This is a genomic window from Rubricella aquisinus, assembly GCF_014199445.1.
Taxonomy (GTDB): Bacteria; Pseudomonadota; Alphaproteobacteria; order Rhodobacterales; family Rhodobacteraceae; genus Rubricella; species Rubricella aquisinus.
This window is the reverse complement of the sequence record NZ_JACIJS010000004.1, coordinates 220,238-246,423: the sequence shown is the minus strand read 5'-3', so window position 1 is coordinate 246,423 and position 26,186 is coordinate 220,238. Positions and strand designations below refer to the sequence as shown.

General features: G+C 61.6%; 27 protein-coding genes. 9 read left to right on the top strand and 18 right to left on the bottom strand.

The genetic code is table 11. The features are described 5' to 3' along the window. Window positions 1-76 precede the first annotated feature (76 nt). Complete coding sequence (locus tag FHS89_RS07995) at window positions 77-325, top strand: accessory factor UbiK family protein (RefSeq protein WP_184010404.1); 249 nt, start codon at window positions 77-79, stop codon at window positions 323-325. A gap of 232 nt (window positions 326-557) precedes the next feature. Here the strand turns inward: FHS89_RS07995 and FHS89_RS07990 are convergent, their stop codons facing one another. The 8 genes from FHS89_RS07990 to FHS89_RS07955 all read right to left on the bottom strand — a co-directional run bounded on the left by FHS89_RS07990 (window position 558) and on the right by FHS89_RS07955 (window position 10,715). Then, window positions 558-2,213, bottom strand: a complete 1,656-nt coding sequence (locus tag FHS89_RS07990) for an electron transfer flavoprotein-ubiquinone oxidoreductase (RefSeq protein ID WP_184010402.1) — start codon at window positions 2,211-2,213, stop codon at window positions 558-560. A 171-nt stretch (window positions 2,214-2,384) separates the two neighbouring features. Then, window positions 2,385-3,770 carry a M20/M25/M40 family metallo-hydrolase gene (locus FHS89_RS07985; RefSeq protein WP_184010399.1) on the bottom strand — a complete coding sequence of 462 codons (1,386 nt, stop codon included), beginning with the start codon at window positions 3,768-3,770 and terminating at the stop codon, window positions 2,385-2,387. Between the two features lie 12 nt (window positions 3,771-3,782). Continuing rightward, a complete protein-coding gene (locus tag FHS89_RS07980; RefSeq protein ID WP_184010396.1) occupies window positions 3,783-5,189 on the bottom strand; it encodes an amidohydrolase in 1,407 nt (468 codons plus the stop codon). Between the two features lie 21 nt (window positions 5,190-5,210). Continuing rightward, on the bottom strand, window positions 5,211-6,215 hold the full coding sequence (locus FHS89_RS07975; RefSeq protein ID WP_184010393.1) for an ABC transporter ATP-binding protein: 1,005 nt from the start codon (window positions 6,213-6,215) through the stop codon (window positions 5,211-5,213). Beyond that, complete coding sequence (locus tag FHS89_RS07970) at window positions 6,212-7,189, bottom strand: ABC transporter ATP-binding protein (RefSeq protein WP_184010390.1); 978 nt, start codon at window positions 7,187-7,189, stop codon at window positions 6,212-6,214. The genes FHS89_RS07975 and FHS89_RS07970 overlap by 4 nt, the downstream gene beginning before the upstream one ends. Then, a complete protein-coding gene (locus FHS89_RS07965; protein ID WP_184010387.1) occupies window positions 7,186-8,100 on the bottom strand; it encodes an ABC transporter permease subunit in 915 nt (304 codons plus the stop codon). Before FHS89_RS07965 ends, FHS89_RS07970 begins: the two co-directional genes overlap by 4 nt. Beyond that, window positions 8,097-9,074, bottom strand: coding sequence for an ABC transporter permease (locus FHS89_RS07960; RefSeq protein WP_184010384.1), 978 nt, complete (start codon window positions 9,072-9,074; stop codon window positions 8,097-8,099). The genes FHS89_RS07965 and FHS89_RS07960 overlap by 4 nt, the downstream gene beginning before the upstream one ends. 60 nt (window positions 9,075-9,134) lie before the next feature. After that, window positions 9,135-10,715, bottom strand: coding sequence for an ABC transporter substrate-binding protein (locus FHS89_RS07955; protein ID WP_184010381.1), 1,581 nt, complete (start codon window positions 10,713-10,715; stop codon window positions 9,135-9,137). Window positions 10,716-10,888: 173 nt separating this feature from the next. Here FHS89_RS07955 and FHS89_RS07950 point away from each other — a divergent pair, with 173 nt between their 5' ends. Continuing rightward, complete coding sequence (locus FHS89_RS07950) at window positions 10,889-11,800, top strand: LysR family transcriptional regulator (RefSeq protein ID WP_184010379.1); 912 nt, start codon at window positions 10,889-10,891, stop codon at window positions 11,798-11,800. Between the two features lie 29 nt (window positions 11,801-11,829). Here FHS89_RS07950 and FHS89_RS07945 read toward each other — a convergent pair whose 3' ends face one another. After that, complete coding sequence (locus tag FHS89_RS07945) at window positions 11,830-12,849, bottom strand: 1-aminocyclopropane-1-carboxylate deaminase (RefSeq protein WP_184010377.1); 1,020 nt, start codon at window positions 12,847-12,849, stop codon at window positions 11,830-11,832. A gap of 162 nt (window positions 12,850-13,011) precedes the next feature. Between FHS89_RS07945 and FHS89_RS07940 the strand changes: the two genes are divergently transcribed. Further along, on the top strand, window positions 13,012-13,464 hold the full coding sequence (locus tag FHS89_RS07940; RefSeq protein ID WP_184010375.1) for an Lrp/AsnC family transcriptional regulator: 453 nt from the start codon (window positions 13,012-13,014) through the stop codon (window positions 13,462-13,464). Between the two features lie 67 nt (window positions 13,465-13,531). Here the strand turns inward: FHS89_RS07940 and FHS89_RS07935 are convergent, their stop codons facing one another. From FHS89_RS07935 to FHS89_RS07925, 3 genes are read right to left on the bottom strand one after another with little or no spacing between them, the layout of a single operon-like run. Beyond that, the gene (locus FHS89_RS07935; RefSeq protein ID WP_184010373.1) at window positions 13,532-13,777 is read right to left on the bottom strand and encodes a DUF1289 domain-containing protein; all 246 of its coding nucleotides are present in this window, start codon (window positions 13,775-13,777) and stop codon (window positions 13,532-13,534) included. Between the two features lie 38 nt (window positions 13,778-13,815). Next, on the bottom strand, window positions 13,816-13,986 hold the full coding sequence (hemP, locus tag FHS89_RS07930) for a hemin uptake protein HemP (protein ID WP_184010371.1): 171 nt from the start codon (window positions 13,984-13,986) through the stop codon (window positions 13,816-13,818). Beyond that, window positions 13,983-14,153, bottom strand: a complete 171-nt coding sequence (locus FHS89_RS07925) for a hypothetical protein (protein WP_184010369.1) — start codon at window positions 14,151-14,153, stop codon at window positions 13,983-13,985. Before FHS89_RS07925 ends, hemP begins: the two co-directional genes overlap by 4 nt. Before the next feature lie 203 nt (window positions 14,154-14,356). On the opposite strand from FHS89_RS07925, the gene FHS89_RS07920 reads away from it, so the two are divergent. Continuing rightward, window positions 14,357-15,523, top strand: a complete 1,167-nt coding sequence (locus tag FHS89_RS07920) for a winged helix-turn-helix domain-containing protein (protein WP_184010366.1) — start codon at window positions 14,357-14,359, stop codon at window positions 15,521-15,523. 81 nt (window positions 15,524-15,604) lie between these two features. Then, a complete protein-coding gene (locus FHS89_RS07915; RefSeq protein ID WP_184010364.1) occupies window positions 15,605-16,843 on the top strand; it encodes an MFS transporter in 1,239 nt (412 codons plus the stop codon). 58 nt (window positions 16,844-16,901) lie between these two features. On the opposite strand, the gene FHS89_RS07910 is transcribed toward FHS89_RS07915, so the two are convergent. The 4 genes from FHS89_RS07910 to cysS all read right to left on the bottom strand — a co-directional run bounded on the left by FHS89_RS07910 (window position 16,902) and on the right by cysS (window position 21,568). Beyond that, window positions 16,902-17,720, bottom strand: a complete 819-nt coding sequence (locus FHS89_RS07910; protein ID WP_184010361.1) for a phytoene/squalene synthase family protein — start codon at window positions 17,718-17,720, stop codon at window positions 16,902-16,904. Further along, window positions 17,717-18,457, bottom strand: coding sequence for a methyltransferase domain-containing protein (locus FHS89_RS07905; RefSeq protein ID WP_184010358.1), 741 nt, complete (start codon window positions 18,455-18,457; stop codon window positions 17,717-17,719). Before FHS89_RS07905 ends, FHS89_RS07910 begins: the two co-directional genes overlap by 4 nt. Then, window positions 18,454-20,079: a citramalate synthase gene (cimA, locus tag FHS89_RS07900; RefSeq protein WP_184010355.1), complete on the bottom strand. Its 1,626-nt coding sequence runs from the start codon at window positions 20,077-20,079 to the stop codon at window positions 18,454-18,456. Before cimA ends, FHS89_RS07905 begins: the two co-directional genes overlap by 4 nt. Window positions 20,080-20,203: 124 nt before the next feature. Further along, window positions 20,204-21,568: a cysteine--tRNA ligase gene (gene cysS, locus FHS89_RS07895; protein ID WP_184010620.1), complete on the bottom strand. Its 1,365-nt coding sequence runs from the start codon at window positions 21,566-21,568 to the stop codon at window positions 20,204-20,206. A 238-nt stretch (window positions 21,569-21,806) separates the two neighbouring features. Between cysS and FHS89_RS07890 the strand changes: the two genes are divergently transcribed. The 3 genes from FHS89_RS07890 to rpmG all read left to right on the top strand — a co-directional run bounded on the left by FHS89_RS07890 (window position 21,807) and on the right by rpmG (window position 23,264). Next, entirely contained in the window at window positions 21,807-22,214 is a 408-nt protein-coding gene (locus tag FHS89_RS07890) for a DUF983 domain-containing protein (protein ID WP_184010352.1), read from the top strand. Window positions 22,215-22,265: 51 nt separating this feature from the next. After that, the gene (locus FHS89_RS07885) at window positions 22,266-22,940 is read left to right on the top strand and encodes an NUDIX hydrolase (protein ID WP_184010349.1); all 675 of its coding nucleotides are present in this window, start codon (window positions 22,266-22,268) and stop codon (window positions 22,938-22,940) included. 156 nt (window positions 22,941-23,096) lie between these two features. Beyond that, window positions 23,097-23,264 carry a 50S ribosomal protein L33 gene (rpmG, locus tag FHS89_RS07880; RefSeq protein WP_184010346.1) on the top strand — a complete coding sequence of 56 codons (168 nt, stop codon included), beginning with the start codon at window positions 23,097-23,099 and terminating at the stop codon, window positions 23,262-23,264. Window positions 23,265-23,332: 68 nt separating this feature from the next. Here the strand turns inward: rpmG and FHS89_RS07875 are convergent, their stop codons facing one another. After that, window positions 23,333-24,139 carry a LysR family transcriptional regulator gene (locus FHS89_RS07875; RefSeq protein WP_246413673.1) on the bottom strand — a complete coding sequence of 269 codons (807 nt, stop codon included), beginning with the start codon at window positions 24,137-24,139 and terminating at the stop codon, window positions 23,333-23,335. Window positions 24,140-24,235: 96 nt separating this feature from the next. Between FHS89_RS07875 and FHS89_RS07870 the strand changes: the two genes are divergently transcribed. After that, window positions 24,236-25,228 carry an aldo/keto reductase gene (locus FHS89_RS07870; protein ID WP_184010340.1) on the top strand — a complete coding sequence of 331 codons (993 nt, stop codon included), beginning with the start codon at window positions 24,236-24,238 and terminating at the stop codon, window positions 25,226-25,228. A gap of 54 nt (window positions 25,229-25,282) precedes the next feature. Here FHS89_RS07870 and FHS89_RS07865 read toward each other — a convergent pair whose 3' ends face one another. Further along, window positions 25,283-26,062 carry a Bax inhibitor-1/YccA family protein gene (locus FHS89_RS07865; protein ID WP_184010337.1) on the bottom strand — a complete coding sequence of 260 codons (780 nt, stop codon included), beginning with the start codon at window positions 26,060-26,062 and terminating at the stop codon, window positions 25,283-25,285. Window positions 26,063-26,186 lie beyond the last annotated feature (124 nt).

Here is a 26,186-nt window from a genome sequence, read left to right as displayed (position 1 = left end):
TGTCAACCCTGCGCTTGCCCCGCGCGATGCGATACCCCATATCAAGGGAAAGGAATGTCCCACGAGGAGCAAGACAATGCAGACCCGCAACAAAGTGTTCGACGATCTGTCCCAGTTGATGACCAACGCGATGGGTGTTGCCCAAGGTGCGAAGGATGAGGCAGAGAACGCGATGAAATCCATGATGGATCGCTGGCTCGCCGATCGCAACCTTGTGACCCGCGAAGAGTTCGAAGCGGTGCGCGCGATGGCGCAAAAGGCTCGTGAAGAAAATGACGCGCTCAAGGCCCGGATTGAGGCGCTTGAGGGCAAGGGCGACGCTTAACAACCCCACCTTAGCCGGATCGCGCCCTCCCTCAGGTGGGCGCCAAGACAAATGATCTACATGCTTTATTGCGCAAGCCTGCACGCAAGTTCCGCTGTTCGAGAGCGCGTAATGCGCCCTCCCGTGCGGGAGGGTGGGGGCGATCCGGCGCCTGCGGCTTGATCCCGGATCAAGACAGTTTGACCTCGAAAACCGAAACCGCCGCTCTGATCCAGAGCGGCGGTTTGTCGTTCTACATATTCGGGTAGTTCGGCCCCTCGCCGCCCTGTGGCACGGCCCAGACGATATTTTCGCTCGGGTCTTTGATGTCGCAGGTTTTGCAATGCACGCAGTTCTGCGCGTTGATCTGGAAGCGCGGGTTGCTGCCATCCTCGTCGCGGATCACCTCATAGACCCCTGCCGGGCAATAGCGTTGCGCGGGTTCTGCGTATTTCGGCAGGTTCACGCTGATCGGCAGGCTCGGGTCTTTGAGCTTGAGGTGGCTCGGCTGCTCCTCCGCGTGGTTGGTGGCGGAGAATGACACGTTCGTCAGCCGGTCAAAGCTGAGCTTGCCGTCGGGCTTGGGGTAGTCGATCGGGGCAAAACGGCTCGCCGGGGCGGTCGATTGCGCGTCATTCTTGCCATGCTTGAGCGTGCCGAAAATATTGAACCCGGTGAGCGTATGCGCCCACATATCCGCCGCCCCACCCAGAAGGGACGCGATTATGCCATATTTGGACCAGAGCGGTTTGACGTTGCGCACGGCTTTGAGGTCTTTGCCAACCGGGCCAGTGCGCAATTCCTGCTCGTAGCCGAACAGCTCATCCGACCCGCGCCCGGCCTCAAGCGCTTCATGTGCGGCTTCTGCTGCGGCCTTGCCCGACAGCATCGCGTTATGGTTCCCCTTGATCCGGGGCACGTTCACCAAACCGGCAGAACAGCCCAAGAGCGCGCCGCCGGGGAAGGTGACTTTCGGGATCGACTGATAGCCGCCCTCGGTGATCGCGCGCGCGCCGTAGGCGACACGCTTGCCGCCCTCCAGCACTGCCGCGACTTCGGGATGATGTTTGAACCGCTGAAATTCCATATAGGGAAAGAGATGCGGGTTCTCGTAGTTCAGATGCACGACAAAGCCGATAAACACCTGATTGTTTTCCGCATGATACATGAAGGAGCCGCCGCCCGCATTCCCGCCCAAGGGCCAGCCCATCGTGTGCGTGACCTGACCGAGCTTGTGGTTTTCGGGCTTTACCTCCCAAATCTCTTTCATGCCGAGGCCGTATTTCTGCGGCTCGGAATTGGCATCAAGGCCGTAGCGCGCGATGACCTGCTTGGAGAGGCTGCCGCGCACACCTTCAGACAGGAAGACGTATTTGCCGTGCAGTTCCATGCCCGGCTCGTAATTCGGGCCTTTGGTGCCGTCCTTCTCGATCCCGAATTCACCAGCGATGACGCCTTTGACCTCGCCATTCTCGCCATAGATCAGTTCAGAGCAGGCGAAACCGGGGAAAATCTCGACGCCCAGTTCCTCGGCCTGTTCGGCGAGCCAGCGGCACACATTGCCCATCGACACGATGTAATTGCCGTGGTTGTGCAGCAGCGGCGGCATCGGCCAGTTGGGCAGTTTCAATTGCCCGGCTTCACCCAGAACAAGGAACCGATCCTCGGTCACTTCGGTCGTGACCGGCGCGCCGCGCTCTTTCCAATCGGGGATCAGCGCGTCCAGACCGCAAGGATCAAGCACCGCACCTGACAGGATATGCGCGCCGACCTCGGACCCTTTTTCAAGAACGACAACTTCCCGCTCGGGATGAAGCTGCTTGAGGCGGATCGCCGCTGAGAGGCCCGCAGGGCCAGCCCCCACGATCACCACATCATATTCCATCGACTCGCGTTCTACGTCCGCCATTGCATCCTCCCATTGCCTGCGCGCGCTCATGTTTTGCGAAAGCAGGTCTGCATTACAAGTTGCTATACGAAATATTCGTGCGCAGGCGGTGCGTCAAACACGACACAACGTCACGGGGGCACACATGGGAATTATCGTGGCTTGACCCATGTGTCTTGCGCGGATCGGCGACTAGATGCCCTTGCCCATCTCACCAATATCCCAGAACAGCCCGGCCATCAGCCGCAGCGCGTCGCGGGTGACGGGCTTGAGGATGTGCTCGTTCGGCGCGTGCTGGGAACAGCCGCGATAGGAATGGGGCACCCAGACAGTCGGCAGGCCCAGCACATCCGCGAATACCTCGTTCGGCAATGACCCGGCGAGGTTGGGCAGGATATGGGGCGCTTTGCCGGAGGTCTCTAGCAGCGACCGCGCCACGAACCGGACCCACGGATGATCGGGCGACAGCCGCGTCGCATCAAAGAACGCGCGCTCATGGGGGATGATCTGCACCATCCCGAACCCATGCGCATCCAGATGACGGCGCAACGCGGGCAAGATGTCATCCTGATCGGTCCCAACGACAAAACGCAACTGACAGGCGGCTTTTGCCATGCCGGAGATTGCGTTGACCGGGGCTTCCGGCACGCCGCTTTTCATCGCGAGCACGGCAAAGCTGTTCCAGCCGAACAGGCGTTCGGCGGGGGTCAGGCCCTCTTCGCCCCAGTTGGGGTCAATCTCCGGGCCGCCATCGCCTTCGATAGGCAAATCGCGCAAAGCGTCGCGGATGTCCTGGGTCAGGCTGGTGGGGCGCCATTCGGGAAGTTTGATCTGCCCGCGCGCATCGGTGATCGTGGACAGAGCCTGCGCCACGATCATCGCGGGATCGGCAAGCACACCGCCCCAATTGCCCGAATGATGCGCCCCATCCCGCAGATCGACCACCAGATCGAAGGAAATACCCCCGCGCGCACCCATGAACATCGTCGGCGTGTCCGACTGAAGCCGTGGCCCGTCGGACGCGATCAGAACATCGGCGGCAAGCTCCTGCCGGTGGGCCGCGCAGAACTCCGACAGCCCCGGCGATCCCATCTCCTCCCCCATCTCGATGAGGAAGCGGCAGTTGAAGCCGAGCGATCCGCGCGCCTCGATCACAGCGGCAAGGGCGGCCATATTGATCAGGTGTTGCCCTTTGTTGTCCGCGGTTCCGCGCCCATAGAGCCGCTCCCCCTCCTCGACAAGTTGGAACGGATGCACCCCCTCGCGCCACTGCTCGGTCTGCGCACGGATCACATCGCCATGGCCATAGGACAGGATCGTGGGCAGCGCTCTGTCCTCGATCCGGTCGGCCACAAGGATCGGCCCCGCGTTCTCCATCGGGTTTGGGTAGATGCTGCTGGTAAAGCCCAGCGCCTCAAGACGTGGGATCAGGACCGCCTCAAGATAGTGATGCAGCGTCTCGATAGTGCCGGGTATCTGGCTTTCCGTCGGGCAAGCAACAAATTCGCCAAGCGCGCTGGCAAACGCGCCCGTGTCGAAAAAGCGGGTGGCGGCGTCTATGGCGGTGGCACGGCTCACGCGGTTAACCTTTCAGACCGGAGGGCGGACATCATCAGGGATCGGGCAGCTATAGGGTGTCTGCTCAAGATGGTCATGATGCGTGTCCCGCGCAGCCGTGATCAAGGACGGGTCTTCGATCAGGCGGCAGGCCGTCGCGGCCATCGCCTTTGCCGCATAGATCATGCCCTTATGCGCGGCAGGTGCCTTGCCCTGCGCCACGGTCTGCCATGTGTGAAACGGAGTGCCGATGGCACATGTGGCGACTCGCGCCTGCACGGTTGGCACGGCCCAACTGACATCGCCCACATCGGTGGAGCCTTCGCCCCCCTCACTGTGCCGATCAAGCGGCGCGATGAAATCGCACAGCGCCAGCCCTTTCACCGGTTTGGCCCCGATCCGCTTAAAGGTCGTGTCGATATCGGCTTGGGTCAGCGTGGCCTGTATTTCGCGGGCGAACGCATCGTCGGCTGCATCAAACACCACCGGACCGAGCTTTTCCAACTCGCGCTGCATCGTCTCCTCCAGCGGGCGGTTTCCCAAAAGGTTTGACACGCCTGAGAACACTTGGCTCGTGACGCGTGTGCCGGTCATCAGCGCGGCACCATCCGCGATATTGCGCACGCGGGTCACGAGGTCTTGCAGATCAGGAAGCGAGCTTGCCCGGATCAGTTGGCGCACCGTGGCCTTGGCCTGCACCACATTGGGCGCAACCCCGCCCGCATCAAGATAGGCATAATGCACGCGCGCCGCGTCCGGCATGTGTTCGCGCAGGTAATTGACGCCGATATTCATCAACTCGACCGCATCAAGGGCAGAGCGGCCCAATTCAGGCGCGCCTGCCGCGTGCGCCGCCTTTCCGTGAAAGGTGAAATCAATCCGCGTATTGGCCAGCGAGCGCGCCTCGTTCACGCCGGTGAACGTCGCCGGATGCCATGAAATCGCGGCATCCACATCATCAAACAATCCTTCGCGCACCATGTAAGTCTTGGCCGCGCCGCCTTCCTCCGCCGGGCAGCCGTAATAGCGCACGCGCCCCTTGATGCCGTTCTCGGCCATCCAATCCTTGAGCGCGGTTGCCGCAAGCAGCGCCGCTGCACCCAACAGGTTATGCCCGCAGCCATGCCCGTTTCCGCCTTCTTCAAGCGGCTGATGCTGCGCCTTGCCGGGTTCTTGGCTCAGATAGGGCAGCGCGTCATATTCCCCCAAAATGGCGATGACCGGGCCACCCTCGCCCGCTTCCCCGACCACGGCGGTGGGGATACCGGCGGCATTCTCCGTTAGCGTGAACCCTTGGGATTGCAGCATCCGTTTGTGTTCAGCGACCGATTTGTGTTCGGCATAGAGGGTCTCTGGCGTGTCAAAAACGCGGTCGGACAGGGTGATGAAGTCATCACGGTGGCGGTCGACATGGTCCCAAATCGGGTCAGTATTTTGCAAGGGAAGCTCCAGCGTCACGCATCAAGCGGTTTCGAGATGTTCCAGAAGGCAGGCGGTTTCGCGCCCGTCCTTTCCGGCTTTCAGTTCGGGTATGGTGGTCCGGCACGCGGCGGTCGCGACCGGGCAGCGAGGGTGGAAGGTGCATCCCGGCGGCGGATCAAGCGGCGACGGGATTTCCCCTTCGATCGGTGCAAACACCCGGCGCCGCTGATCAAGGCGCGGCGCCTCGGCAAGCAGTGCCTTGGTATAGGGATGGCGCGGGTTCGAGAAAATCTCCTCCGTCGTGGCGCTTTCCACGATCCGGCCCAGATACATGATCGCCACCCGATCCGCGATATGCTCAACCACGCTCAGGTCATGGCTGATGAACAGATAGGTCAGGCCCAACTCTTCGCGCAGGTCCATGAACAGGTTGATGACCTGCGCCTGAATCGACACGTCAAGCGCCGCGATGGCCTCGTCACAGACGAGGAATTTCGGCTTGACGGCAAGGGCCCGCGCGATGCCAATCCGCTGCCGCTGTCCACCGGAAAACTGGTGCGGGTACCGCTTTTTCAGGGAGGGATCGAGACCGACCTTACGCATCACCTCTTCGACGTAAGCGGGGATGTCGTCCTTGGTGACGATGCCGTGCATTTGGGGCGCTTCACCAATGATATCCTCGACCCGCATCCGGGGATTGAGGCTGGCGAACGGATCCTGAAAGATCATCTGGATGGCCAGCGTCGCCGTCCGCTTATCCGCGTTGTTGAGCGTGGCGACATCCCGGCCTTCAAAGAACATCTGTCCATCGCTTGCCGCATGAATACCCGCGACCACCCGCCCTAGCGTAGACTTGCCGCAGCCAGACTCGCCCACAAGGCCCAGCACCTCCCCCGGTTGGATCGACAGGGTGACATTGTCGACCGCATGGACGGTTTCCTCACGGATATCCGCGCCGAGCTTTTGGGCGATCTTGCCCGCCACGTCCAATCGCTTGGTAAAGCGTTTCGAGACACCCCGGATTTCTACGAGCGGTGCGGTCATTGGCCTGCCTCGACTGCAAGATGTGGATTGAAACAGCGGAACCGGCGGTCGCCCGCATGGTCATTGGGTGGCTGCTGATCGCAGGCAGCGGTCCGGGCATGACAGCGCGGGCCAAAGGCGCAGCCTTCGGGCAGGGCCAGCATGTTGGGCGTCATCCCTTCGATCTGAAAAAGCCGCTTGCCGCGCCGGTTCGCCGTCGGCACCGATCCGAGCAGGCCAACGGTATAGGGGTGCAGCGGCCGGTCGATCACATCGTCAATCCCGCCCTGCTCCACGATGCGCCCGGCATACATGACCGATATCCGATCCGCGAGCCCCGCCACCACGGCAAGGTCATGGGTGATCCAGATCATCGCCGTGCCGGTCTGTTTGGTGAGCTTTTGCGCCTCATGGATGATCTGCGCCTGAATGGTGACATCAAGCGCCGTGGTAGGCTCATCCGCGATGATCAGGTCCGGCTTGTTCAGAAACGCCGTGGCAATCGCCACGCGCTGTCGCATCCCGCCCGACAATTGGTGCGGATAGGCCCGCAGCCGCTCCTCCGGGGAGGGGATACCGACAAGGCCAAGCGCATCGCGCGCCCGCTCCCACGCGGTCTGTTTCGACACGGCCTCATGCGCGAGGATCGCCTCCATCATTTGCGTGTCCACCCGCAGCACCGGGTTGAGGGTCATCATCGGATCCTGAAAGATCATGGAGATACGATTGCCCCGCAGGCTTTGCAGCCGGTTTTCAGGGGCATTGGCGATCTCCTCGCCGTTGAACTTGATCGACCCTTCAACGATGCGACCGGGCGGGTCGATCAGACCAAGGATGGAGAAGCCGGTGATCGACTTGCCCGAACCGGACTCGCCCACCAGCCCCATGATTTCTCCCTTTGAGACGGTGAAATCGACACCATCCACGGCTTTCACCACGCCTGCATGGGTGAAGAAATGGGTCTTGAGCCCGCTGATTTCGAGAACGGCGCTCATTTCTTCAACCTCGGGTTCAGGACGTCGCGCATGTGGTCACCAACAAGGTTGATCGACACCACGGTCAGCAACAGCGCGAGGCCGGGGAAAACGGAAATCCAGTAGCGCCCGGACAGCATGTATTCAAAACCGTTCGCGATCAGCACCCCGATGGACGGCTCGGTCTGGGGCAGCCCGACGCCAAGGAAGGACAGCGTTGCCTCCAAAGAGATCGCACTCGCGGTCTGGACCGTGCCCACAACGATGAGCGGGGCCATGCAATTGGGCAGGATATGGCGGAACACGATGCGCGCGCGAGAAATGCCAAGGCATTGTGCGGCCTCCACATATTCCTTGCTCCGCTCAACCAGAGCCGTCGCGCGCACCGTGCGCGCGTAATAGGCCCATTGCGCGATAACGAGCGCGAGGATGATCTTGTCCACCCCTTTGCCTAATGCCGCGACCATCATCAGCGCCACGAGCGACGCGGGAAAGGACAATTGCAGATCGACGATGCGCATGATGATCGCTTCGATCCGTCCGCCCGCATAGGCCGCGACCAAACCGATCACCATCCCGATCAAGAGCGCGATCACACCTGACGCAAGCCCCACGGTCAGGGAGATGCGCAACCCATAAAGGATCGCGGAATAAAGATCCCGCCCCGACCCGTCAGAACCGAGCCACATCGTATAGCCGTCAATCGATTCCGATCCGGGGGGCAAGCGCCCGTCCATCACCGTGACCTGCGCAAGGTCATACGGGTTTTGCGGCGTGATCCATGGCGCGAACACCGCCAGCAGCACGATGATCACAAAAATGGCGAGCGCCAGCGTGGCGATCTTACTCTCAAAGAATTCTGCGCGAAACCGCTGGAACGGGGTCTCTACCCGTGCGGGGGTCGCGGGGTTGTTTGCGGTCATATCGCTCATGCGCCCTGATCCTGTAGCCGGACCCGTGGGTCGAGAATGGAGTAGAGGATATCGACCACCAGATTGATCAGCACAAAGAACAGCACGATGATCATCAGGTAGGCCACGACGACAGGCCGGTCGAGTTGGAGGATCGCGTCGATCAAGAGCTTGCCCATTCCGGGCCACGCAAAGATCGTTTCGGTCACAACCGAGAAGCCGATCAGGCTCCCGAATTCAAGGCCCATGACCGTGACCACCGGGATCATGATGTTCTTCATCACATGCACAAGGATGATCCGGCGCGTCGCCAGCCCCTTGGCACGGGCATATTTGACGTAGTCCTGTCCCATGGCCTCCCGCACCCCGGCGCGGGTGAGGCGGATGGCGAGGGAAATCTTGAGAAGCGCGAGGTTAAGCGCGGGCAGGAAGATATGGCTTAGCCCATCGAGCGTGAACAGGCTGCTTTGAATGCCAAGGAAACTTCCCAGATCGCCACGCCCGGTCGCGGGCACCCAGCGCAATTCCACCGCGAACAACATGATCAGCATCAGACCGACCCAGAATGTCGGCAGCGAAAAGCCGAAGATCGACACGGCCATGATGCCCTTTGAAATGCGGCTGTCGGGATACAACCCGGCATAAAGCCCAAGCGGAATGCCAATCACGATGGCCAGAATAAGCGCGGAGAAGGCCAATTCCATGGTTGCGGGCATATGGTGGAGGATCAGCTTCAGCGCTGGTTCCCCAAAGATGAAACTGTCGCCAAGGTCGCCCTGTGCGGCCCCTTTCAGAAACAACCAGTATTGCTCAAGGATCGGACGATCCAGACCAAGCCTGCGGATCGCGGCTTCAATATCGGCCTGATCGGCATCGGGGCTGACCAGCATATACACCGGATCCCCCACGATATTGACGCCGAAAAAGACGATCACGGACATCAGGAACACGACAAGCAGCGCCTGTAGCATCCTTCGGATCACGAACACGGTCATGAGACTGCTCCCCGAGCAAGGTGACCGGGCCGCATGTGCTGCGGCCCGGAGGAGGTGTGGTTACTCTTTCACCACGCCCATCGCGAGCGTGTACTCGTCGGTGCGCGCGATATAGCTCAGACCTTTCCGTGCCGCCCAGGTGTTGACCTGGAAATGGGTCGGAATGATCGCCACGTTCTCGATGGCGCGTTCGGTCGCTTGCGCCAGAAGGCTCTCGCGCTCTGCGTCATTGACCGTGCGCAGGGCCTGTTGGATCAGCGCATCCGTCTCAGGATCGGAATGCCGCCCCCGGTTGGAGGAGCCAAAACCCGCATCCTTATCATAGGTCGCGATCAGCGACTTGAGCGGCGAGGACGCCTCACCAGAGCCAGCCCCCCAACCCACGAGGATGAAGCTGAACTCAGGCAGACCTTCGGGGCTGCCGGTCGATGCGCGCCCGAAATACACCGAGCGGGGCATGGTCTCCACCGCCGTCTTGATCCCGACACGGGTCAGCATCTGCGCAATCGCTTCCGCGATTTTGGCATCGTTGATATAGCGGTCATTCGGTCCGTGGATCGTCAACTCAAAGCCATCGGGATACCCGGCTTCGGTCAGCAGCGCCCGTGCGCCCTGCGGATCATAGGCCACGACCTCCAGATTGTCGGACACGCCAAAGAACCCATCCGGCAAAAGCTGCCCGGCGGGCCGCGCGACGCCTTCCATCACACGCTCGACAATCGCGTCGCGGTTGATGGCCATGCTGATCGCCTTGCGCACGCGCACGTCAAGCAGCGGGTTTACGATCTCACCACCGCCATTTGCACGGACATAGGGCGAATTCTCGCGGAATTGGTCCAGATGGAGGTAGATGACCCGGTTGGACACGCCTTGGCTCAACTGGATATCGTCATTGCCACTCAGGGTTTCGATATCGGTCGTCGGCACACCCGAAATCATGTCCACGTCACCTGCCAGAAGCGAGGCAACACGGCTCGGCCCGGAGGTGATTGGCCGGAATTCGACTTCGGACCAGATCGGCGCTTCGCCCCAATAGTCGTCATTGCGCACAAGCACGATGCTTTCGCCCGGCGTGTAGCTCTGGAATTTGAAGGGCCCGGTTCCAATCGCGGCGGTGCCTGCGTTGAAATCTTCCGTGGTAGAATTGCAGCCAAGCTCGGAAATCACCGGGATGGTGGAGATATCGTTGCCCATCAGCGGATAAGGTTCTGCGGTGCGGAAATGCACGGTGTAGTCATCCACCTTGATGACTTCCTTACCCTTGAGATAGGTGCCATAGCCTGAGGGCGAGTTCGGCACTTCGGGCGCGCGCGCCATGGTGCAGATCACGTCATCAGCGGTGAAATCGCTGCCATCATGGAATTTCACGCCCTCGCGCAGTTTGAATTCCCATGTCAGATCGTCAATCGGCTCCCATGAGACGGCAAGACCGGGGGACAGGCGCTGCCGTTCGTCCTGCGCAATAAGCCGGTCGAACATATGGACCGACATCGCGTTGTTCGGGCCAAGGTTGTGGAAATGCGGATCAAGAGATGTCGGCTCTGACGCGAGACCGATGGTCAATTTCTCTGCGGATGCGGCACCTGCGCCTAAGGCCAGAATGCCAAGTGCGACGGCTGTCGCGGTAGTGAGTTTCCTCATCGAATGAACTCCCTGTTCAATTGGCGCTTTGAGGGATCGAATCTCCGTTCGGCCCCTCGCACTGAAAAAAGGCTAGCTACCGCAAAAATCATTGCCAATACTCAATGCTATGCACTTCTGCATAGATCAATCCAGCCGCTTTGCAGCAGCGGCCAGCCTCAGGGGAGCGTCCCATGGTCGAACATCGGCATCGTTTGCGTGAATTCGAGTGTTTGCGGGCGGTGGTTGTGACGGGCACGACGATCGGGGCCGCGCGCCGCCTTGGCATTTCGCAATCCGCCGTCAGCCGGTCCCTGTCCCAGCTGGAGGCGCGGGTGGGGCGCCTCCTTTTTCTGCGCAGATCAGGGCGGATCGAACCAACGGCAGAGGCACTGCGGCTCAATGACAAGCTGGATCCGATTTTCGAGACGCTCGCGGATATCGAAGGTGCCGAATGGGTGACCCCCGATGCCGAACCGCTGCGCCTGATCGTGCCGCCGACGCTGGCGCATCACTTTGTCATTTCGCGGGTCGCGCGGTTTCTGAAGGAAAACCCGGGTAAGCAGTTGCAACTCGATATTCAGGCAACGGATGTGCTGGTGTCGGGTATTCTGGAGCTTCGCTACGACCTTGGCCTGACAAGCGGCATGATCCAGCGGTCGGGTGTCCATCTGGTGCCATGGCGGCGCAGTCAGGTCGTGTGTGCGATGCCGACCGGTCATCCGCTGTCGGAAAAGGAGGTCATCACGCCCCATGATCTGGAAGGCGTGGCCCTCATCGAATTTCTCCGGCGGCTCGGGACGCGGGCGATCACCGAACAGCTATTCGCCCGCGCGGGCGTGCATCCGAAACAGGTGGCCGAAACAGCAACGAACATGGCCGCGCTGGAACTGGTGCGGCAGGGGCTGGGCGTGACCCTGATCAACCCATTTCCGCTATTGACCTCCGGGCTGGACGGGATCGAGGTGCGCCCCTTTGATGCCGCGATTTTCTATAACACCAGTTTCGTGCTGCCCTCCGGCCGCCCGCCATCCCAGCTTGCACGGCAATTCATGCAATTCATCAAGCTGACCACGCCGCTCGACAAATACTCCGAGCCGGTCTAGCCCCTATCCGTCCACATCCGCCTGACAGATCAGCCATCCTTGTAATAATAGCTATAGCCGTTCAACGCTGGTGCACCGCCCAGATGGGCATAGAGCACCTTTGAGCCTTTCGGGAAAAAGCCCTTTCTGGCGAGGTCAATCATCCCTTGCATGGATTTCCCTTCATAGACCGGATCGGTCATCATCGCTTCCGTCTTGGCCGCGAGGCGGATGGCATCATTGGTTTCCTCGGATGGCACGCCATAGGCCGGATAGGCATAGTCTGGATTGATATGGATTTCATCTTCGCGAACCTTGCGGCCCAGTCCGACAAGCTCTGCGGTGTTGTCCACGATGCCGCGGACCTGCGCGCGGGTCTGATCCAAAGTGCCGGAAGCGTCGATGCCAATCACCCGGTCGGCCCGGTCCTGCGCGGCAAAGCCCACGATCATCCCGCCTTGGGTTGAGCCGGTGACCACGCACACGACGATATAGTCGAATGTGACGCTCAACTCGGCCTCCTGCTCGGCCACTTCTTCGGCAAAGCCGACATAGCCCAGCGCGCCATATTTGTGAACGGATGCGCCCGCCGGGATCGGATAGGGCTTGCCCCCCGCATCCTTGACCGACTGGATCGCATCCTCCCAGCTTTTGCGAATGCCGATATCGAACCCGTCCTCCACAAGGCGGCTATCTGCCCCCATCAGGCGGGTCATCAGGATATTGCCCACCCGGTCATAAACCGCATCGTAATGCGGCACCCATTTTTCCTGAATGACCACGCATTTCATGCCGATCTTCGCCGCGGTCGCCGCCACCATGCGGGTATGGTTCGATTGCACCCCACCGATGGAGACGAGCGTGTCCGCACCACTCGCAATCGCGTCGGGCACGATATATTCAAGCTTGCGCAGCTTGTTCCCCCCAAAGGCGAGGCCGGAATTGCAATCCTCCCGTTTGGCATAAAACTCGACATCGGCCCCGATGGCGTCTGTCAATCGTGGCAGATGTTCAATGACGGTCTTGCCGAAGGTGAGGGGGTAACGATCAAACGGGGCGAGCAGCGACATGGGGCATCTCCTGATTTGCTAACGAGAAAAGCGTAGCAAGAGAGAGGCGAAAGGTGCTTTCAAAATAATGCGTGAATGCTTATAACTTGACGGATGATGGGGCCATTATATTCGCAGATTACGAGCCAATACCCGCCTTTCTGAAAGAATCCTTCATCCCTCATGGACCGAATCGACAAAAACATCCTGCGCCACCTTCAGGCCGATGGCCGTCTGACCAATGCGGAATTGGCCAAGGCGGTGAATGTCAGCCCGGCGACCTGTCATCGCCGCACGCAGGCGCTGTTCGACAATGGCCATATCACCGCCGTACATGGGAAGGTGAACCCCGCTTCGGTCAATCGCGGCACGCTGGTGATGGTAGGGGTCGTGCTGGACCGCTCCACCCCCGAAAGCTTCGCCGCGTTTGAGGAGGCGGTGTCGGATACGAAAGAGCTGCTTGATTGTCACCTTGTCGCTGGGGATTTCGATTATCTGCTCAAAATCCGGGTCAAGGACATGACCGACTTCAACACGATGCACAACAAGATGCTCATCGCCTTACCGGGCGTGCGGCAGATCAGAACGTTCTTCGTTCTCAAAGAGATCAAGGAAAACGCGCCGCTCGATTTCTGAACGCGGCAGCCCTAGATCGCGCTGGTCTCTTTTCTGCAAAAAAGCCCGGTGATCCGTGCAACCGACCCTACCCGCTCACAGGCGGCTTCACACCCTTTTTCGCACAACGCTTGAGATAGGCGGGAAGCCACGCCGTGAATTTGCCCATCTGGGCCTGCTGCTTGGCCAGCATCTCCACGAATGCGCGGCGGTGTTTGTCTTTCTTCAATGTCTTGAAGAGGGACTTTTGCGGCTTGGTCATCGAACAGGCGATACAGTGACCCGCACGCCGGTATTTGCACACGCCAATGCAGGGCGATGGGATTTTCGACATGGTGCGTTCCTTGGCTGACTGCAGCTGGCTGAGGGATGTTATTTGGTCAGGATGAGTTTGCCCGCGCGGGTGATCCGCAGGGTGTAGATTTGGTCATCAAGCTTGATCAGGGCGAGGCCACTTTCGCCGGTCAACTGGCGCGCGTCATGCATCGGCAGGGACGGGTGCGCCTCATCGCGGGCGGGCGTGGGTTTGCACAGGGCGTTCATGATGTATATCCCTCCCGCCGTTCAAACCGGTCCATCAGAACCTCAAGCGAGGGTCCGTTCCAAAGCCCCGCATCCTGAAGGATTTGGGCAAGCTCAAGCTGCGCGATCCGCCGCTCCTCAGCGGTCGGTTGGGCGGGATGGGCCGCGCGCGTCGGTGTCTGTATCATCGGTCGCTCCCTTTATCAGGGGGTGGCAGATCTTGGCTTGTCCCCGGTGGGGATGGCTCAGACGAAAGACTTACTCAATTAGTCAGGTACGTCAACCCTGAGTGTTTCGCTTAGGTATTTCCTATCACCATATCGCATCTTTCGGGTGGTCAGGTTGGCCGGATTGGCCCATGGTGGCGGGACAAAGCAAGAACGAGCCTTAAATGACCCCCCTGAAAATCCCGAATAAGACCGCGCGCAACCTCTGGCTCTCCGCCCAGCATCTGAGCGCGGCACCGGTGGGTGTGACCGATCTGTCGGGTCTGATCACCGATCTGGGGATGGTCCAGCTTGACAGCATCCAGAACATCGCGCGGGCGCATCACCATATCCTGTGGAGCCGGATGCAATCCTATCGCGCGCCAATGCTCGACCGCCTGATGCGCCCAAAGCGGGAGGTGTTCGAGCATTTCACCCATGATGCGTCCGTCCTGCCGATGAGCCTGTTGCCGATGTGGCAGCGCCAGTTCCGGCGGCGGCGGGAGCGGATCGAACGCTCAGCGTGGTGGCAAAGCATGGCCGGGCCGGAGGAGCGGCGGCGGATCAAGGACCGGATCGCGCAGGAGGGGCCGCTCTCCACCCACGCCTTTGACAGTGAACATGCCCGCAAAGGGGAGATGTGGGCCCGCCCGCCACATAAGCTCGCCCTCGATTACATGTGGTATTCGGGCGAATTGGCGACCTGCCATCGCGATGGATTTACCAAGGTGTACGACCTTGCTGAACGGGTGTTTCCCGCGCATCTGCGCGCCATGGAGGTGCCAGATGCAGAGCAGCTCAACTGGCTCTGTGACGCGGCATTGTCCCGGATCGGCTTTGGCACCAGCGGCGATATCCAGCGGTTTTGGGACGCGATGGACGCCAGCGAGGCGAAGGGATGGGTGACTGCCCACACCGCACTTGTCCCCGCGCAAATCGAATGGACGGACGGGACATGGCAGGATGTGGTTGCCTATCCCGATATCGAGGCACGGATTGCCAAGCTCAAACCCGCATCAAGCCGATTGCGCATTCTCAACCCGTTCGACCCGGTCATTCGAGATCGCAACCGGCTGGCGCGGCTGTTTGGATTTGACTATCGCAACGAGATTTTCGTGCCTGCCGACAAGCGCAAATACGGCTATTACGTCTATCCCCTGTTGGAGGGGGATCGGTTTGTCGGGCGGCTGGAGGCCAAGGCGGATCGCAAGACGGGGCAGCTTCATGTGCTCAACCTCTGGCCCGAACCAAAGGTAAAATGGAGCACAAACCGGCGGACGAAACTGGATGGTGAACTGGACCGGTTCGCCCGGTTTGCCGGGTTATCCACCATTCGGTGGGAGGTGCCGTGATGAAAACCATCACAAAATTGTATCATTCCGCAGGCACGATCACCATTGCCGAACATTCAGACTGGTGCCATTGATGTGGCCATGACTGATACACTCCCCTCATATATTGACGACCGGCGCGCGCGGCGGAACGTCTGGTTCCTCGTTGCGGCTCAGGGCATCATGGGCGCACAGATGCCCATGGCTTTTGTCATGGGGGGGCTTGCGGGGCAGATGCTCGCCGGGAACCCGATCCTCGCGACCCTGCCGATTTCGATGATCGTGCTTGTCTCGGCCTTCACGGCACCCGTGATTTCGGGTGTGATGGGCAAATATGGGCGCAAGACCGGCTTTATGATCGGGCTTTTGGGCGGGGGTGTGGGCGCGGCCCTGTCGGCCTATGCGATTGTGAGCGGCAGTTTCCTGTTGCTGTGCGTCGGCCACGCGCTGACCGGTGTGTATATGGCCGCGCAAGGCTTCTACCGTTTTGCCGCGACGGACACGGCAAGCGATGATTTCCGACCCAAGGCGATAAGTTGGGTGATGGCCGGGGGCCTTGCCTCCGCGATTGTCGGGCCGCAACTGGTGATCTGGTTTGGGGATGCCATCGTGCCGTTCCAGTTTGCGGGCGGCTATGCGGCGGCGGCGCTTGTGAATGTGGTGGGGGTGTTCATCATCCTCGGGTTGGACCTGCCCCGTCCCCCCAAACGGGAGAAAGGCGCTTCCACCGGGCGGCCCCTGAAGCGGATTCTGCGCACGCCTGCGGTGCTGACGGCCATGATCTGCGCGATGGTGGCCTATGCGCTGATGAACCTGATGATGACCTCGGCCCCGCTTGCCGTGGTCGGCTGCGGGTTCACGACCGACAGTGCAGCGCGGGTCGTGCAATTCCACGTTCTGGCGATGTTTGCGCCAAGCTTTTTCACCGGGCATCTGATCGCGCGGTTCGGGGTCGAGCGGATCATCGCGATTGGTCTCACGATCCTGTTTGGGGCGGGGCTGGTGGCGCTGGCAGGGGTCGATTTGATGAATTTCTACCTTGCGCTGATCCTGCTTGGCTTTGGCTGGAATTTTGGGTTCATCGGGGCGACCGCATTGCTGACAGCCTCCCACGCGCCGGAGGAACGCTCAAAAGTGCAAGGGCTGAATGATTTTCTGGTGTTCGGACTGGTGGCCGTCGCGTCGTTCAGTTCCGGTGGGTTGATGAATGGTGTCGGCGCGGGCGATCCGGTGCTGGGCTGGACGGCGGTGAATTATGCGATGGTGCCGTTCCTGATACTGGCCGGGGGCACGTTGCTGTGGTTCGTCCTGCAAAAGCCGAAATTCGCGCCTGCGGAATAGGTGCGACTTTTTATGCCTCCGGCGGGAGGTATTTAGGGAAAAAAGAAACGCAAAGGTGTCACCAGCGGCCCATCATGCTGCGCCAGAGAAAGCCGAAGCGGCGGGCGAATTCTGATTGCACCGGCGGGTCGGTCAGAAGGCTCGCGGGGTCAGTGACCGCGCGGTTCAGGACAGGCTCGATCCGCCATCCATGGAGCAGAGCCGGTGTCACAGCGCCGGGAAGGCTCGATTTGCGGGCCTGCGCGATGCGCGCGCGGGCATCCGCCGCAATCGGTTTGATGGCACTGGCCAACGGTTCCGGCATCCGGCCTTCGATGAGGGCGTTGCGGTCAAGATCGCCCGCCACCGGTATTGGGTTGCGCCCGGATGCGTACAGCGCTGGCAAGGCCGATAACAGCACCCCAACCCCGCAGCCATAGCCGAACTCTCCTGCCGCCTTGCGAGCCGCCGCATCCCCACCCAAGGACAGCACCGCAAGCTGCATCAGATTGCCCGCCGTCGCGGTGATATAAGCGTCAAAGCCCGCGCGCCCCATATGCGGCGCGTCATAGATGTCAAAACCGCGCGCGTCGATCATCGCGTCAAAGAGGTTGCGCGGCAGGGCGCGGGCGGTGATGACCTCTGCCAATGGTGTGACGACCTCATGCCGCCGGGGCGGGCGGCCCTCATAGATTTCAGCGATTGCGTCGCGCCACCATTGCAGGCGGATCTCGGCCAGTTGCGGCTCTGACGTGACCCAAGGGGCCTTGGCCAGTTCAAGGTTGAAGGCATAGAGCGGAAACAGCATCGCGCGGCCCGCAGGCGGGGCCGCCATCGCGGACATGAAGCGATCCGGGTCGCCCTGCTCCACAAGAGCCGCGCAATCCTGCCAACTCATGATGCCGCCTCCACGATAAAGAAGGCATAGCCGTAGCTGTCGCCATGCCGCTCAAACAACTCGGCCTCCTGCACCGCGCCGTCAAGGACCGCGCGCAGGGTTTCATCGGCACCGGGGCGCAGTTCCGCCGCACGGGTGCCAAGCGGGCCGAGATAGGCGCGCCAGTCGCTTTCGGGCTGCACGAAATCCGAAATCAGGCGGCATCCAGCAGCCTCAATGCGGCGGATCACACCAGCCCGGTCGGTCATATCGGGATATTCCATCCAGAACAGTTCCGCGTCCTTAGGCCTGTCCGGGCCAAGCCAGATCACTTCGGAGAACACGATCCGCCCGCCGGGCCGCAGCAGCGGGCGCCAATGGCGCAAGGCGCGCTCCAATCCGACGAAATAGACCGCCCCCTCGCACCAGATCAGGTCAAGCGAGCCATCCATGAAGCCCGGCCCCACCATATCCTGTTCCAGCGTCCCAATGCGGGAGATCAGCCCCGCCGCCGCCGCGCGCGAGATGATCGTATCGAGATAGGGTTCATGCGTGTCCACAGCCGTGATCCATGCGCCGGGCAGCGCGCGGGCCAGAAGGAGCGTCGCCGCCCCCGGTCCTGCGCCCATATCCGCCACCGTCACCTCCCCGCCAAGGCCCGTCAGCCCAAGCGCCCGAAGGGTCGAGGCATCCGATCCGGGTGCCTCCCGCAACAGGCCGCTATGGAGCGTGAAAATGGCGTCGGAAGGCTGGGTCACTCTGGGCTCACATCCCGCAACAGCTTCCAGTTGATCGCATCGACCAGCGCCTGAAAGGACGCATCGACGATGTTGGCGCTCACGCCCACGGTGGACCAGCGGCGGCCCTGCCCGTCGGCGCTGTCGATCAGCACGCGGGTCACGGCCTCTGTCCCGCCGCCGGTGATGCGCACCTTGAAATCCACCAGCCGCATATCGGCAATCACATCAGCATATTTGCCAAGGTCATGGCGCAGCGCGGCACTCAGCGCATGGACCGGGCCCTGATCGGCCTCGCTATCCCCATAAAAGCTGTCAGCGGCGGAGATTTTGCGCTCCCCGGCCACATCGACCACGACGACCGCTTCGGACACCGTGATCCGCTCATCCCGCGCATTGCGGCGCTTTTCGACCGTCACGCGGTAGCGTTCGACGCTGAAGAATTGCGGCCGCTGGCCCAGCACGTCGCGGGCGATCAGCTCAAAGGACGCGGCCGCACTGTCATAGGCATAGCCGCGATCCTCCCGCGCTTTCACCTCTTCAAGGATGCGGGCAAGGCGCGGGTCGCCCTGCGCCACCTCGATGCCCGCCTCTGCCAGACGGCGACGCAGGTTCGATTGGCCCGCCTGATTGGACATCGGCACGATGCGCGCATTGCCGACCATTTCGGGCGGCACATGCTCATAGGTGGTGGGGTTCTTGAGGATGGCCGACGCGTGAAGCCCCGCCTTATGCGCGAAAGCCGACGCGCCCACATAGGGCGCATGGGCATCCGGAATGCGGTTCAGGATATCGTCAAGCATACGGCTGATCCGGGTCAGATCGGACAGGTCGTCCGCCTTCACCCCAATCTCAAACCGATCCTTATAGGGCGCTTTCAGCAGCAAGGTGGGGATCAGGGTCACAAGGTTGGCGTTGCCGCATCGCTCCCCCAGCCCATTGAGCGTGCCCTGTATCTGGCGCGCGCCTGCGTCCACGGCGGCAAGCGTGCAAGCGACGGCATTGCCAGTGTCGTCATGGGTATGGATGCCAAGCCGGTCGCCGGGGATGCCCGCCGCAATCACCTCAGCCGTGATGCGGCCCACTTCGGCAGGCAGCGTGCCGCCATTGGTGTCACACAGCACGATCCAGCGCGCGCCAGCATCGAGCGCGGCGCGCAGGCAATCCATCGCATAGGTCGGGTTCGCGCGGTAGCCATCAAAGAAATGCTCCGCATCGAACAGCGCCTCCCGGCCCTGGGCGACCAGATGCGCGATGCTGTCGGCGATATTGTCGCGGTTGTCGTCAAGCGGGATGCCGAGGGCCTCGGTCACATGAAAATCATGGGTTTTTCCGACAAGGCAGACGGACGACGTGCCCGCGTTGACCACCGCCGCGAGCACATCGTCATTCGCCGCCGACCGGCCCGCGCGTTTGGTCATGCCAAAGGCCGTGAGGGTCGCGCGTGTCAGGCTGGGCGCTGCGTTGAAAAACTCGCTATCGGTCGGGTTCGCCCCGGGCCAGCCGCCCTCCACATGGTCGATGCCAAGCGCATCAAGGGCTGCCGCGATGCGCTGCTTTTCCGCGGTGGAGAAGGCCACGCCTTGCGTTTGCTGCCCGTCGCGCAGGGTGGTGTCGTAAAGGTAGAGGCGTTCTCGGGTCATTGGCCGACCCTCCTGCCGGTGTGCATGCACACCGGCCAGCGCCCGTGCCGCCCCCCACGGGGCGGGCACTTCACGCCCTCCCCGCCGGGCCGGGCGCTGGCCTCTGTCCCATATAGCCGAACGGTCATAGTAGCCCCTCCAGCTTGCCCGCGTCAAAGCCCGGACCGGGGACCAGATCGACCCCCGCCTTGCTCATCCGCACTTCGAGCCCCGCATCAAGATAGGCCCGTTTAAGACGATCCACCTCGCTGAAATCCTTGCTCTCCATCGCAGCGGCGCGCGCGGCGGCAAGCCGATCCGCATAGGCAGTGAGGTCGATACCGGCATCGAGCCAGCCGCCCATATCCTCCGACAACAGCCCCATCAGGCGCGCGGAGGCCAAAAGCCCCGCGCCATCACCCGCCCCGGCAAGCTTGTGCAATTCGGCAATCGCGCCTGCGGTGTTCAGGTCATCCGACAACGCATCCAGCACGGGCTGGGCCACCTCACCCGGCTTTGCCCCGGCAGTGATCTCCCGCCATTTGCGCAGGCAGTTTGCGGCCTCGTTCGCCTTCTTCTCCGTCCAGTCCATCGGGCTGCGGTAATGGGTGGAGAGCAACACAAACCGGATCACCTCCCCCGGCACGCCCTTATCCAGCAAATCGCGCACGGTGAAGAAATTGCCCAGGCTCTTGGACATCTTCTTGCCCTCGACCTGCAACATCTCGTTATGCATCCAGATCGTGGCGAACCCCTCCCCCGGATGCGCGCAGCAGCTTTGCGCGATTTCGTTCTCGTGGTGCGGGAATTGCAGGTCGATCCCGCCGCCATGAATGTCAAAGCTCGGGCCGAACAGGTCCGCTGCCATGGCCGAGCATTCGATATGCCAGCCGGGGCGGCCCCGGCCCCATGGGCTGTCCCACCCCGGCAGCGCAGGTCCGGACGGTTTCCAGAGCACGAAATCCATCGGGTTGCGCTTATAGGGCGCGACCTCGACCCGCGCCCCTGCGCGCATATCGTCGAGCGACCGACGCGACAGGCGGCCATAGTCCGCGTAGCTGTCCACCGCGAACAGCACATGCCCCTCTGCCGCATAGGCATGACCATCCGCGACCAGCCCTTCGATCATCGCGATCATCTGCGGGATATAGGCGGTCGCGCGCGGCATGTGGTCCGGCTCAAGATTGCCGAGCGTGCCCATATCGTCGAGATACCAGGCGGTCGTCTCCTCCGTGATCTCAGCGATGGTGCGGCCGGATTCTGCGGCGCGCGCGTTGATCTTGTCATCTACATCCGTGATGTTGCGCGCATAGGCGACGTGATCCGCGCCATACACATGGCGCAACAGCCGATAGAGCGTGTCAAACACGGTCACCGGGCGCGCGTTGCCGATATGCGCCCGGTCATAAACGGTCGGTCCACAGACATACATCCGCACATTCGACGGGTCGAGCGGAGCCAGCGGCTCCTTGCGCTTGGACATCTGGTTATAAAGATGGATCGTGGTCATGGTCGGCTCTCCGGCGGGCGGAGGATGCGTATCCATGAAAGACCGTGCAGCAAACCCCCGCGACGCGTGTCAGCGGATAATAATGGTGGGGATGATGCAACAAATCGTCATGCGCAGGGTGTGGCATGCTTTGGCATGCAGGGCAAGAGCGAAGGAAAGCGCGCCTTGCACGCGACATCCCGACGCAAGGCAGGTTGTCTCACTGCGGGCGAGGCAAAGATGGCCTATCTTCCATTCTATGAAAGACACAGTTGCATATCATCAGCCCCATACCGACGAAGAGCGGGACGTGAACCAGTCCCTTCTGCGCGGGTGGAAACGGAAATGCCCGTCCTGCGGCAGCGGGCCGATGATGCGTGGCTATCTGACGGTGCGGCGCACTTGCCCCGTTTGCGCCACGGAGTTGCACCATCACCGCGCCGATGACGGTCCTGCTTGGGCCACCATGCTGATCGCGGGGCATCTGATGGCCCCGGTGATGATGTTCACCTATGAGACATGGCGGCCCGAAGGCTGGATCATGGGGATCGGGCTGTCGATCGTGTTTGTCACGCTGTCGCTGTACCTTTTGCCCCGGATCAAGGGCATGTTCGTGGGCTTTCAATGGGCCAAGCGGATGCATGGCTTTGGCCATGATCAAAGCTGACTAGACGCGCGCGCGACCCCGGTGCACCTTAACCGTCCAGGCGGAGGTGCCATGACAGAGTTCAAAGACGTTCCCATTCGTGACGCGGCCAGCGTCATCCTGTTGCGTGACGGGGCTGAGGGGCCGCGTGTGCTGATGGGGATGCGCGGCGCAAAGGCCGTGTTCATGCCGTCAAAATATGTCTTTCCGGGCGGCGCGCTGGACCCAACGGACCGCGCGATGACCGTCGCCACCCCGCTGCGCCCTGACGTGGCACAGGCTCTGTCGGCCCAAGCCGATGAGGGCGAGGCCGAGGCGCTGGCGCTGGCGGCGATTCGGGAATTGTGGGAAGAAGCGGGCCTTGCCCTCGGCTCCCCCGGTACGCTTGACGGTAGGGTGCCGGAGGGATGGGAAAGTTTCGCGGCGCGGGGTCTTTTGCCCGCACTCGACCGGCTGGATTTCGTGTTTCGCGCGGTGACACCGCCGGGGCGACCACGCCGGTTCGACGCGCGATTCTTCCTCATTCATGCGGATGAGTTGGACGGCGACCCGGATGATTTTTCCGCGGCAAGCGATGAGTTGTCCCATCTCCATTGGATCGGGCTGCGGGAGGCACGCGATCTGGCGCTGCCCTTCATCACCGAGGTCGTGTTGTCCGAAGTGGAGGCGCGCCTGAGCGGGCGAAACAGGGACGGTGTGCCGTTTTTCTATCATGAAGATGGCCGGTCGCATTTCCATATGCTCTAGCCCGGCAGGTCAGGAACCAAACTTCCCGGCAGCATCGCCCCTGAAACACTTGACACCACCCCACGCTCGTGTAGGTAACGGCATCTGAATTTCGGGTGTGCCTGAGCGCGCCCTGTTGTTGTTAGCGGGCAGATGCCCGGTTGGGAGACGGATACCATGGCGAAGCCAGCCACCATCAAAATCCGCCTGAATTCCACCGAAGGAACCGGGCATTTCTATGTGACCACCAAAAACGCCCGCACCATGACCGAGAAAATGGTCGTGCGGAAATATGACCCGGTCGCGCGCAAGCACGTTGAATACAAGGAAGGCAAGATCAAGTGATCTGAGCCACATGCACCCCATCAACGGGGTGATGCCTTAGACGGCGGAGCATCACGCTCCGCCGTTTTTTATTGCGCATGGAGCCGCGTTAGGATCGTGTGGATGCGGTCAATCGTGCGGCGGACCTCCGGCAGGAACCTGTCCTCATGGTGGCTGACAAGCCATTCGTCATGGTCCAGTTCCGGGATCGGGGCGGTCAGGGGGATCAGGGGCGTGTCCCGCCCGATGAAGGTCGGCAGGGTCACGCGCGCCGTACCGGCAAGCGCCAGATCCAGCGCAAGACGCCCTGTCGTCACCTCAATCACCTCCTCCTCCCCGATCTGCGCTCTGGTCCAACGGGCAGAGGGCGTGTCGCCCACGACACTGGCCCAGCGGGTGACCCCCGGATCGGTGGCATAGACTGCAAACCGCACCCGCCCGACCCGCCGCCCGGCAAGGCCCGCTTCCGTCGGGCGGCTGTTGCGGATACCGATCACCGCCTCACGCCGCGCGATATCAAGCCGCTCATTCGCGGTGATGAATCGCAGCGCGATCCGTTCGCGCCCGATCAACTCAGCGGCATGTTGGGCAAGCACATGGCTGATCCATGTCCCAGCAGAGAGTTTCACGAGCGCAGGCGCGGAGGCCCCCGCCGTCATTGCCTCAACCCGCGCTTCCACCTCAAGGCATTGCGCAAGAAACGCCTCGCCCTCCGCCGTCAGCGCATAGCCGCGCGGCAGGCGGCGGAACAGATCGCGGCCCATGCGCCGCTCAATCATGACCATCCGGCGGCCAAGGGTGGGCGCACTTTTGCCCGTGGCCCGCGCCGCCGCACTCAGCCCCCCGGCGCGGGCCACGGCCACGAACAGGCGCAGATCGTCCCAGTCAAAGTTCATTTCATTCATGAAACGCAGTTTACATTCTGTTTCATTTCAGACGCAACCGATCCGTGCTTCCTTTGTCGCCATCCAATTGGACACAGGAGCATGACCATGGATTTTCTAGGTAAGGATATCGCACCCCTTGGCATGGGCTGCTGGCCCATCGGTGGGGAGATGTATGATGGGGACACGCCCATCGGCTATTCCGGCACGGATGACGCAACCTCGATCCGCACGATCCACGCGGCACTTGATGCGGGCATCCGGCTGTTCGACACGGCGGCGGCTTATGGCGCGGGCCATGCCGACAGGTTGCTCGCACAGGCGCTCAGGGGGCGGGATGATGTCGTGATCGTCAGCAAGGTCGGCATCCCGATCAACGAGACGACCAAGCGGCTGGAGATCGGGACACCAGCCACCCCCGACATGATCCTCCCCCAGATCGAGGCCTGCCTGCGGCGGCTGGAGCGGGATCAGATCGACGTGATGCTCTTGCACCTCAACGCCCTGCCCCCGGCGGAGGCGCTGCCCCTGTTCGAGCAGATGGAGATCGCGCGGGAGCGGGGCCTGATCGCCAGCTACGGCTGGAGCACCGACATGGTCAGGAATGTGGAAGCGATGGCCGCCCGGCCCGGCTTTAGCACCGTGGAATTCGCCCGCAACATGCTGATCGACGCGGACGCCATTCAGGCGGTGACAGCGGAGCATGACCTCTACCGTCTTATCCGCTCCCCCTTGGGCATGGGGATGCTGACTGGCCGCTATTCGAGCCGCAATCCGATCACGGCAAATGACATCCGCAAATCCGGGCAGGTGCGCACGGATTATTTCGAGGACGGTCAGCCAAAGCCGGAATTCCTTGCCGCATTGGACGCCGCACGCGATCTGCTGACCACCGCGGGGCGCAGCCTCACGCAGGGGGCCTTGTGCTGGCTCTGGGCCAAGGATGCGCACAACATCCCTGTTCCCGGCGCGCGCACGGTGGAGCAGATCACCGACAGCGCGGGTGCCTTGGCCCATGGCCCACTTCCCGCCGATGTGATGGCGGAGATTGACCGGCATCTGCCCAAAAGCCTGATCCTCAAGGGCGATCAGCCCCGGTGAAACGAAAAAGGCCGGGGTTTCCCCCGGCCTGATCCCGTCTCTCTGGCACAGCGATTACTCGCGGGAGCCGAAGAGTTGCAGCAACATGACGAACATGTTGATGAAGTTAATGTAGAGGCTGAGCGCACCAAGGATGGCGGATTTCTCAAGCCATGCTGCACCGCCCGGCTGGGTCGCGAAGTGCAGATACTCGGACTTCAGCCGCTGCGTGTCATAGGCGGTCAGCGCTGCGAACAGCAGAACACCAATCGCGGAGATCGCCATCATCAGCGGGCCGCTCTGCAAGAACAGGTTGATGATCGACGCCACGACGATACCGATCACACCCATCATCAGGAAGCTGCCCCAGCCGGAGAGGTTCTTCTTCGTGGTGTAGCCATAGATCGACATGGACGCGAACATGATCGACGTCGCAAAGAAGATCTGCGCGATGCTCATGCTGGTGTAGACGAGGAAGATGGAGCTCAAGGAGGCACCCATCACAGCCGCGAAAACATAGAACAGCAATTGTGCCATCGGCGCGGACAGACGGTTGATCGCCGCCGACAGGCCGAACACGAACGCAAGCGGTGCAAGCATCACAACCCAGCGCAGCGGGGAGGCGTACAGCGCCATGCCCAGCGAGTTGAGATACAGACCCTCACGGATCATGCCCTGTGCCTGGCTCGGATCAGACGTGACCGTCAGCCCGGACAAAGCCCAAGCGACAAGACCCGTGATCACCATGCCGATCGACATGGTGGCGTAGATCTTGTTCATATGTGAGCGCAGGCCGGCATCAATCTCGGCGCTGACGCCAGAGCCGGTGCGCGTTGAGGTATAGAGTTCAGCCATTTGACCGTGTTCCCCTGTTAATAAATCCGTGCGGCACGCAGCTGTGCCACTCATCGCCTAATATCGTGTCGCGCCGCCGTCCGTTCAAGGCGCAATACTGTCGTTCCCACATCGTGGATGATAG